General features: G+C 69.7%; 9 protein-coding genes. 1 reads left to right on the top strand and 8 read right to left on the bottom strand.

What is annotated here, in order from left to right; genetic code table 11:
• Positions 1 to 741 (bottom strand): electron transfer flavoprotein subunit beta/FixA family protein (locus tag OP497_RS04330; protein WP_280546761.1); only part of this gene is annotated, 741 nt, incomplete at its 3' end.
• Positions 742 to 1,140: 399 nt separating this feature from the next.
• On the opposite strand from OP497_RS04330, the gene OP497_RS04325 reads away from it, so the two are divergent.
• Entirely contained in the window at positions 1,141 to 2,802 is a 1,662-nt protein-coding gene (locus tag OP497_RS04325) for an electron transfer flavoprotein-ubiquinone oxidoreductase (protein WP_280546770.1), read from the top strand.
• A gap of 187 nt (positions 2,803 to 2,989) precedes the next feature.
• Here OP497_RS04325 and OP497_RS04320 read toward each other — a convergent pair whose 3' ends face one another.
• From OP497_RS04320 to tmk, 7 genes are all read right to left on the bottom strand, one after another.
• Positions 2,990 to 3,820 (bottom strand): sulfurtransferase, encoded by an 831-nt coding sequence (locus OP497_RS04320; protein WP_280546760.1) that lies wholly within the window; start codon positions 3,818 to 3,820, stop codon positions 2,990 to 2,992.
• Positions 3,817 to 6,036: an ATP-dependent helicase gene (locus OP497_RS04315; RefSeq protein ID WP_280546758.1), complete on the bottom strand. Its 2,220-nt coding sequence runs from the start codon at positions 6,034 to 6,036 to the stop codon at positions 3,817 to 3,819. The genes OP497_RS04320 and OP497_RS04315 overlap by 4 nt, the downstream gene beginning before the upstream one ends.
• On the bottom strand, positions 6,033 to 6,605 hold the full coding sequence (locus OP497_RS04310) for a DUF1285 domain-containing protein (RefSeq protein ID WP_280546757.1): 573 nt from the start codon (positions 6,603 to 6,605) through the stop codon (positions 6,033 to 6,035). The genes OP497_RS04315 and OP497_RS04310 overlap by 4 nt, the downstream gene beginning before the upstream one ends.
• Before the next feature lie 33 nt (positions 6,606 to 6,638).
• Positions 6,639 to 7,499, bottom strand: a complete 861-nt coding sequence (locus OP497_RS04305) for a TatD family hydrolase (protein ID WP_280546756.1) — start codon at positions 7,497 to 7,499, stop codon at positions 6,639 to 6,641.
• Positions 7,500 to 7,639: 140 nt separating this feature from the next.
• Entirely contained in the window at positions 7,640 to 7,975 is a 336-nt protein-coding gene (locus OP497_RS04300) for a PilZ domain-containing protein (RefSeq protein ID WP_280546755.1), read from the bottom strand.
• A 29-nt stretch (positions 7,976 to 8,004) separates the two neighbouring features.
• Positions 8,005 to 9,000, bottom strand: a complete 996-nt coding sequence (locus tag OP497_RS04295) for a DNA polymerase III subunit delta' (RefSeq protein ID WP_280546754.1) — start codon at positions 8,998 to 9,000, stop codon at positions 8,005 to 8,007.
• Positions 8,997 to 9,701, bottom strand: a complete 705-nt coding sequence (gene tmk / locus OP497_RS04290; protein ID WP_280546753.1) for a dTMP kinase — start codon at positions 9,699 to 9,701, stop codon at positions 8,997 to 8,999. The genes OP497_RS04295 and tmk overlap by 4 nt, the downstream gene beginning before the upstream one ends.
• Positions 9,702 to 9,797 lie beyond the last annotated feature (96 nt).

The following is a 9,797-nucleotide window of genomic DNA, read 5'->3' as shown; positions in this document are numbered from 1 at the left end:
CTTGAGTTTGTCGACCAGCTCGTCCACCGAGCCCACCTTGACGCCGCCCTGGCGCTCGGCCGGCGGCTCGACCTTGAGCAGCTTGACCTTCGAGGCCACCTCGATGCCGAGCTCCGCCGGGCTCTTGACGTCCATCGGCTTCTTCTTGGCCTTCATGATGTCGGGCAGCTTGGCGTAGCGCGGCTCGTTAAGGCGCAGGTCGGTGGTGACGATGGCCGGCAGGGTCAGCTCGATGGTCTGCAGGCCGCCGTCGATCTCGCGGGTCACCTGCAGCCGCTTTTCATCACCTTCGCCCTCGACAGTAATTTCAGAGGCGAAGGTGCCCTGGGGCCGGCCGGTCAGCGCGGCGAGCATCTGGCCGGTCTGGTTGTTGTCGGTGTCGATGGCCTGCTTGCCCAGTATCACCAGGCCCGGCTGCTCCTCCTCGACCACCTTGGCCAGCGCCTTGGCCGCACCCAGCGACTCGACGCGCTCGTCGGTCTGGATGTGGATCGCCCGGTCGGCGCCCAGCGCCAGGGCGGTGCGCAACTGCTCCTGGGCGGCCTTGGGGCCGACGGTGACGGCGACGATCTCGGTGGCCACCCCGCGCTCCTTCAGGCGCACCGCCTCCTCCACGGCGATCTCGCAGAAGGGGTTCATGGCCATCTTGACGTTGGTGAGGTCGACGTCACTGTTGTCCGGCTTGACCCGGATCTTGACGTTGTAGTCGATGACGCGTTTGACCGCGACGAGTACCTTCATAGTGTCCTCGCTTGGTTCACACTGGGAACCTGATGGTTGGAGAAGCGGCCTCTGCCCCGCGCCGCGGCGGGAGGAGACCTGCCTCCTTAGGAACCGGCTGGCATACCCTTATGCGTTTCATGCAAGCGTTTGATAGGCGCAGCACCGTAAAACATATCCAATGTGCCATAGCCACATCCTGATCAACAATCCTCGCGCCGCCGGGGAACAGCCAGGCCATGACGCACTGCACCATCGCAGGGGGTGACCCTTTAACGCTATTATGCCTATCATGGGGCATGGCTAGAAGCAAACGACCGTTTTAAATCCTTCCGACGTTGGTCGCATCCGGTGGCCACGTCGCCGGGACAGTGAACAGTGAGGAGAGCTCAGGTGGAAGAACAAGTCGAACGCGATTCCATGGATTTCGATGTGGTCATCGTCGGCGCCGGGCCCTCGGGCCTGGCCGCCGCGTGCCGCCTGATGCAGCAGGCCAATGAGGCCGACCAGGAGCTCACGGTGTGCGTGGTGGAGAAGGGCTCCGAGGTGGGCGCCCATATCCTCTCCGGGGCGATCTTCGAACCCCGCGCCCTGCAGGAGCTCTTCCCCGACTGGGAAGAGCGTGGCGCGCCGCTGACCACGCCGGCGACCCGCGACGAGGTCTACCTGCTCAAGGATGCCGAGAAGGGCCAGAAGCTGCCCAATGCCCTGGTGCCGCCCTCCATGCACAACACCGGCGGCGACCTCACGCGCTACGTGATCAGCGCCGGCAACCTCTGCCGCTGGCTGGCCGAGCAGGCCGAGGCGCTGGGTGTGGAGATCTTCCCCGGCTTCGCCGCCCAGGAGGTGATCCACGACGAGGACGGCACCGTGCGCGGCATCCTGATCGGCGACATGGGGGTGGGCGCCGACGGGGCGCCCAAGGATGGCCACATGCCGGGCATGGAGCTGCGCGCCAAGTACACCCTGTTCGCCGAGGGCGCCCGCGGCCACCTGGGCAAGCGGCTGATCGAGCGCTTCGAGCTCGACGCGGGCAAGGACCCGCAGCACTACGGTATCGGCCTGAAGGAGCTGTGGGACGTGCCCGCCGAGCAGCATGAGCCCGGGCTGGTGCTGCATGGTTCCGGCTGGCCCCTGGACAAGCACACTCATGGCGGCTGGTTCCTCTACCATGCCGAGAACCAGCAGGTGGTGGTCGGCCTGATCATGGACCTCTCCTACCAGAATCCCTGGCTGTCGCCCTTCGACGAATTCCAGCGCATGAAGCACCATCCGGTGCTCGCCAGGCACCTGGAGGGCGGCAAGCGGGTCGCCTATGGTGCCCGGGCCATCGCCAAGGGCGGGTTGAACTGCCTGCCGAAGATGACATTTCCCGGTGGCCTGCTGATCGGCTGCGACGCCGGCACGCTGAACTTCGCCAAGATCAAGGGCCTGCACACCGCCATGAAGTCCGGCCTGGTAGCCGCCGAGGCGGTGTTCGAGGCGCTAAACGATCGTGAAGCAACGGCGGAAGGCGACGAGGGTGGCAAGGAGCTGACCGCCTTCACCGAGAAGTGGGAAGCCAGCTGGGCCTTCGCCGAGCTCAAGGCGAGCGCCAGCTTCGGCCCGGCGATCCACAAGTACGGCACCTACCTGGGCGGCGCCTACAACTTCGCCGACCAGCTGCTCGGCGGCCGGTTGCCCGCCGTCCACGACACCACGCCGGACCATGCGACCCTCAAGCCCGCCAATGAGTGCGAGAAGATCGACTACCCCCGGCCCGACGGCAAGCTCTCCTTCGACAAGCCCTCCTCGGTGTTCCTCTCCAACACCAACCACGAGGAGGACCAGCCCTGCCACCTGAGGCTGGCCGACCCCGAGCTGCCGATCCGCGACAACCTGCCCGAGTACGCCGAGCCGGCCCAGCGCTACTGCCCGGTGGGCGTGTACGAGGTGATCGAGGACGACGCAGGCAAGCCCAAGTTCCAGATCAACTTCCAGAACTGCATCCACTGCAAGACCTGCGACATCAAGGACCCGGCCCAGAACATCACCTGGGTGGCACCGGAAGGCGGCGGCGGGCCCAACTATCCCAATATGTAAGCGTCCCGCGTCGAGCTCCGCTCCGCTCGGCGCGTAAGCCGTAAGCCGTAAGCCGTAAGCCGTAAGCCGTAAGCCGTAAGCCGTAAGTCAAGACGCCATCATTGAACCGAAGCTCTCGAGACAAGGTTGGCCCAGATTTTCTTACAGCTTCAAGCTTATGGCTTACCGCTCCGGGCGTAGCCCGGGATCAGTCGCCGGTGGCGATGGGCCGGGCGGGGTCGCGGATCCACTCGCTCCAGGAGCCGGGGTAGAGCCTGGGCAGGGGTCGGCCGGCCACCGCATAGGCGAGGATGGTGTGGCAGGCGGTGACCCCGGAGCCGCAGTAGGCAATCGATGATTCGCCCTCGGGCAGCTCGCTGGCCAGCGTCCCGGCGGGCTTGAAGTGGCCGTCAGCGGTGAGGTTGTCGGCACTGGGCCGGCACACGGCACCGGGGATGTGGCCCGCCACCGGATCGATGGGCTCCACCTCGCCGCGGAAGCGCTCCCTGGCGCGGGCGTCGATGCGGGTCGCCGAGCCCACCAGCAGCTCCCCGGCCGTGACGTGGCTCTGGTCATGGAAGGCCGGCTGCCAGTCGGAGCCTGCCGGCATGGCCTCGGGGTCGCCGTCTTCCCGCAGTTCGCCCCCCGCCGCCAGCCAAGCCCTGAGGCCACCGTCGAGGAGGCGTACGTCGGGATGGTCCGCCCAGCAGGCGAGCATCCACCAGGCCCGCGCCGCCGCGAGCTGGCCGCCCATGTCGTCATAGACCACCACCGGCTGCCCCGGCCTGATCCCCAGCCTCTGGATCACCGCAGTGAAGGCCGCGGGCGTGGGCAGCGGATGCCGGCCGCCCTGCCCCGGCGGCCCGGCCAGGTCACGGTCGAGGTCGAGATGATGGCTGCTCGGCAGGTGGGCCTCCCACCACAGCCGGCGGCCCGCATCGGGCTCGCCCAGGCGGGCACGACAGTCCAGGACCCGAGGCGGGTGGGCACCCTCGAGGGCGTCGGCCAGCGCGGTGGCCGTGATCAGCGGATAGGTCATGCGTTGACTCCCTCAAGCAATTCGATGGGGGCCCGGCGGGCGATCAGGCGGCGCCAACCGGCGTGGTGGAAGCGTACCTCGATCACCGGGTTGTCCGGGTCGCCCTCCACCACGCTGATCCGCCCCTCGCCGAACACTGCATGGCGCAGGAGTTGACCGACCCGGAAGCCCTCGCCCCGGGACTCGGCGGGCCCGTCCTGAGCGGCCGGACACGCCACCACCGGCAGCGAGTGGCCCAGCGAGGCCAGGTAGCGGCGCACCAGGTCGGGCTCGGACACCGGCAGCGGGCCCTGCGCCTCGCCGACCTGAGCGCCGTCCAGCCGGCGGGCTACGCGCTGGCCATCCTCCCAGGCGGACTCGGCGACGAAGCGACTGGGGCGGTGGTCACCGCCGTCATGGAGCAGCACCAGGCGCTCCCGGGCCCGGGTGATGGCCACGTAGAAGAGCCGCCGCTCCTCCTCCAGGCGCCCCGGCGTCAGGGGATTGTCGCGCGTGTAGTGGGGAAAGTCCTCCTCGTTGACCCCCGCCACCAGCACCAGCGGCCACTCCAGGCCCTTGGCGCCATGCACGGTGCTGATCAGTACCCCGTCGTCGCGGTTCTCCACCGGTCGGGAGAGCAGCTCGATGAAGGCCGCGGTGTCGTTGCCCAGCTCCCCGGCCTGCTCGACCAGCACGTCGAGCAGGCGCACGTCCTCCTCGCCCTTGTCGCGTCGGGCGGCGGCGCGCTTGAGCACCTTCTCGGCGTCGACCTCGGACACCACGTGCTCGAGCAGACGCGCCGGCGGCCAGCCCGATCGACGGGGCAGCTCGCAGAGCAGCGCCCAGCGCTTCTTGAGGGTGCGTCGCTGGTGGGGCCTGAGCCCATCGAGCAGCGGATCGTGGCGTTCCGGCCAGCGCTGGGTCTCGGCCAGCCGGTTGGCCAGGGCAAGGATCCGCTCCCGGGCCACGAAGGGGGTGGGCTGAGCCAGCAGCATCGCCAGGTGCCCGGGATCCTGGAGCCGGCGGGGCTCGACGGCGAGGCGCAGGTAGCCGGCCAGGGCCTCGACCAGCGGCAGGCGGAAGACGAAGCGATCCTCCCGGGCCAGGCGGAAGGGAATGCCCTCGCGGAGCAGCGCCAGCTGCAGCGGCACCGACAGCGCCCAGCTGCGCACCAGCAGGCAGGCCTCGTCCAGTCCGCGCCCTCCGCGGCGCCAGCCGTCGAGCTCGGCCAGCAGTTCCTGGCTGCCCTGCCCCACGGCCAGGCCGGTGGCGGGGTTGCCCGGCGCGGCCAGGCAGAGCTGGTCGGGACGCCGCCGGTTGGCGGCGATGGCGTGGTTGGCGGTAAGGGCCAGGGCGTGGCCGTGGCGGAAGGTGGTGGAGAGCGGATAGTCACGGGCCGCCCCGAAGGTGGCGGTGAAGTTCTCCAGCATGGTGTCGGGGTGGGCGCCGCGCCACTCGTAGATGCACTGGTTGGCATCGCCCACCGCCATGACCTCGGCATCGCGGCCGGCGAGCAGCGCCAGCAGCCGCTGCTGGGCGGTGTTGATGTCCTGGTACTCGTCGATGACCACGTGGTCGAGGAACCCCTGGACCCGGCCTCGCAGAGCGGCATCCGCCTCCAGCGCCAGCAGCGGACGATAGAGCAGGTCGGCGAAGGTCATCAGCCCCTGGTCGGCCAGCAGCCGCTCGGCATGCTCGAAGGCGGCCACGAAGTGGCCCGTCTCCTCGCCGACGTCGAGCCGGCGGTGGAGTTCGGCCGGCGAGGCCATCTCGGCCTTCACCAGTCCGCAGAAGTGGGCCAGCGCCTCGAGGCGCTCGGCCTCCAGGGCCGTCTCGCGCGCCTCCGGCGCCTCGCCCAGGGCGGCCAGCGTGGCCTGACGCAGCAGCCGCTCGAGCTGCCAGTCGGCGGTGAGCAGCCGACGCGGCGCGAGCGCCCCCCAGCGGGTCAGGCTACCGGTCAGCCGGTGACCGAGGGAGTGGAAGGTGCGCACGTCGGGCAGCGCCTGACCGGCCGGCGCCATCTCGGCCAGGCGGGCCTGGAAGTCTTCCCGGGCCGAGCGGTTGAACATCAGCACCAGGATGCGCGCCGGGGGCACCCCCTGCGCGAGCAGGTGCAGCACCCGAGCGACCATGGTCGTGGTCTTGCCGGCACCGGCTACCGCCGCCACCCGGGCGTGTCCCCGGTCATGGGCGACCACGGCGCGCTGTTCGGGGGTCAGCTCGCGGATCAGCGTCATGGCGGCTCGCCGTCACGCCGCGCCTCGGCGTCCAGCCGCCCCAGGGGGTGCCAGGTGCCATGGCTGGTCAGGCCCAGCTCGAGGCTGCCCTCGCCGAGCTCCCGCGTCTCGGCCTGCTCCACGAGACGATAGTAGACGTTGCGACCCAGCCGGGCATTGAGCCCGAAGCGCACTGCGACCTCCGGCACCGTCTCGCCAGCCGGGGTCTCGCTGAGCACCAGCCGATGCTCCTCGCCGAGCGCCAGGCGGTCGCCGACATTAGTGGTCAGCCACCACCGGCCTTCCTCGTCACGCTCGGCATCCACCACCAGGAAGGGACGGTCCTCGACCCGGATACGCTGCCGCTCGGCCGGTGTCACCAGCACGTAGTCGCCATCGGGTTCGCGGCGCAGGATGGTCGAGAGCAGGCGGACCAGCCTCGGGCGAGCAATCGGCGTACCCTCATGGATCCAGCGCCCGTCGGCGGCGATCGTGAGGTCCATCTCGCCGTGGTGTTCGGGATGCCAGTGATCCACAGGGGGAATCTCGCCTTCGGGATCGACCTGGGCCAGCAACGGATCGAGCGTCATGGGACGGCCCTCCGGAGGGTACGTTTCCCGAGTCTAGACCAGGCCGGCATGGGACAGGGCCTCGCGCACATCCGCCGGCGCCTCAGGGGCGGCCGCCCGGAACAGCCGGTAGAAGTTGGCCGTGGTCTGGGCCGCGACCTCCGCGACGCTGATGCCGCGCTCGCCGGCGATGCACTCGGCGACCTCGACCACCCAGGCCGGCTCGTTGGGCTTGCCACGGTGCGGCACCGGGGCCAGGTAGGGGCTGTCGGTCTCGATCAGCAGCCGGTCCAGCGGCAGCCGTCGTGCCAGCTCGCGAAGCGATTCGGCGTTGCGGAAGGTCACGATGCCGGACAGCGAGATATAGAAGCCATGGCGCACCGCCTCGCGGGCCATGTCCAGGTCCTCGGTGAAGCAGTGCAGCACGCCGCCCACCGCCGGGTCGGTATGCTCGCGGATCAGCGCCAGGGTATCGTCGCGGGCCTCGCGGGTATGGATGATCACCGGCAGCTCGAGCTCGCTGGCGGCCACCAGCTGGCGGCGGAATCGCTCGCGCTGCTCCTCGCGGGAGGGCACCCCGTCGGGTGCCTTGTCGGGGTAGTGCTTGCCGAGATAATGATAATCCAGGCCGCACTCGCCGATGGCCACGGCGCCGAAGCAGTCGGCCGCCTCCTTGATCGCCGCGACGCTCGGCGCCTCGGCGACGCGGTGCAACGGATGGATGCCGGCGGAGATCACCACGTCGTCGTGGGCACGACTGATCTCGGCCAGTGCCGGCAGGTCCTCGAGGGTCACGGCGATGGCCAGGAACTGGCGCACGTCCCGGGCCCGGGCGGCGTCGAGGGCGGCGGCCAGGTCGCTGCCGTGGGTCGCGGGGTCGAGACGATCGAGATGGCAGTGGGAGTCGACAAACATGCAAGAATACCGAAGCTAGTGAAGTTGAATGTCGGGTACCGGCACCCTGTGGGAGTGCCCTTCTATGGCCCATGGCGAGAATGGCGGCAGTCGTCATCGCGCAGCAAGCTGCGCTCCCACAGGGGCATGGCGCTCGGCGCTTACAGCGTATAGGTCGGGGCGCCCTTGTCGAGCTGGCCGGCCAGCAGGGTCTCGATGCGATCTCGCACGGCCTGGTCCTCGGCGCTGAAGTGGATACCGATACCCGGGACCCGACGCCCGGCCACGCCCTCGGGCGAGACCCAGACCACCTGGCCGGTGACCGGCACTCGCTCGGCATCCCCCGGGAGCATCAGTAGCAGGAAGACCTCCTGGCCCAGCTCGTAGCGCTCGCGAGTGGGCACGAAGATGCCGCCGCGCTCCAGCACCGGCATGTAGGCCGAGAGCAGGGTCGGGACCTCCTGGATCGTCAGGGACAGCGCTTTCTGTGCAGCCATGGAGCCTCCTCAGTCAAGGGCGCAACGGGTCAAGAGCGCAGCAGCGTGGACCAGCGGACCAACCAGGCCTCGAGGGCTAGCTGGGGATTGGGGTTGCCCCCCTCGGCCAGCAGGCGACGCTGTTCGCGGGCGTAGTCCAGCAGGCGGAACCAGTCACGTACCCGGGCATTCTTGACCGCCTGGCGATAGAGCACCAACAGGTCGGGGTTGCGCAGCTCGCTGGTGTCGCCCGAGAGCCCCAGGCGGATCAGGTCCTCGAGCCAGGCGATACCGTACCACAGGATGGCGTCGATGGACTGGCGCTCCAGGCGGGCCGCCTCGGCCACCGGCTCGGCGCCTCTGACCAGCGCCTCGAAGGTATCCAGAAGCTGCTGGCGCAGCGCCCGGGACTCCGGTTCGGCGAGTTCCAGCGCGCGCAGCGGCAGGCCCCCCGCGGCCCGGAACCAGAAGCCGGCCTCCTCTTCGCCGCCCAGGCGCTCGGCCAGCCAGTCCCGGCAGTCGGCCTCGGCCGGCACCGCCAGGCTCCAGTGCTGGCAACGCGAGCGAATGGTGGGCAGCAGCCGCGAGGGAATGTCGGAGAGCAGCACGAACAACGTCCGTCCGCCGGGCTCTTCCAGGCTCTTGAGCAGCGCATTGGACGCCGCCACGTTCATGGCCTCGGCCGGCGAGATCACGATCACGCGGTAGCCGCCCTGCTGGGCGGTCTGGGCGACGAAGGCATTGACCTCGCGGACCGGGCCGATGCGGATCTGCCGCTTGCCCTCCTCCAGGGCCACGCGCAGCAGGTCAGGGTGGTAGCCAGAGGCCAGCATGTGACAGGCATGGCAGCGACCGCAGGCGTGCTCTCCCGGCGAGGCACAGAGGGTGCGTGACACCAGCGCCTCGGCCAGGGACTGCTTGCCGATGCCGTGGGCACCGGAGATCAGCAACGCGTGGGGCAGTCGCCCGGCATCGGCCAGGCGCACCAGTTCCTGCCACCGCGCCTGCAGCCAGGGCAACGGACGGGGGACCTTGACCTCGCTCATGACCAGGCCACCAGCCGCTCGTCCAGCCGCGCCAGCAACTCCGCCTGAACCTCCGCCAGGCCGGCACCGGCAGCGATCACCACCAGGCGGCCGGGATCCGCTTCGGCACGGGCGAGGTAGGCCCGGCGCACCGCCTCGAAGAAGGCGCCGCGCTCACGTTCGAAGCGGTCGCGCTCGCCGCCCTGCCCCTGGAGGCGCCCGTCGAGCCGCTGCTGGGCATCGGCCATGGGCATGTCCAGCAGCAGCGTCAGGTCGGGCGTGAGGCCCTGCTGGACGAAGGCCTCGAGCTCGGCAATGCGGGCCGTCTCGATGCCGCGCCCGCCCCCCTGGTAGGCATAGGTAGCATCGGTGAAGCGATCGCAGACCACCCAGGCGCCTCGCGCCAGCGCCGGGCGGATCACCCTGGCCAGGTGCTGGGCCCGGGCGGCGAACACCAGCAGCAGTTCGGCATCCGGGTCGAGGGGCTCCTCGCCGGCGGGGTCGATCAGCAGGCGGCGCATCGCCTCGGCACGCGGGGTGCCGCCGGGCTCGCGGGTCGCCACCACCTCATGCCCGCGGGCCCGCAGATGGTCGACCACCAGGGCCAGGTTGGTGGACTTGCCCACTCCCTCCCCGCCTTCCAGGGTAATGAAGCGACCTTTTCCTTGATTGTCATTCCGCTCAAGACTTTCCCGACGACAGGCCCCGGGGTGCCGGACCATCGAGGAGGCGTTATTTATACCTCCGTGTACGCTACCGACGCCATCCCTGGCGTAGGACCTCCTCTGCGGCCTGTCCCCGGCGTCCCTCGCAGGCCG

Source organism: Halomonas sp. 11-S5 (assembly GCF_029889825.1).
Lineage (GTDB): Bacteria > Pseudomonadota > Gammaproteobacteria > Pseudomonadales > Halomonadaceae > Halomonas.
Note: the sequence above shows the minus strand (reverse complement) of the source record. Positions and strands in the feature narration are given on the sequence as shown.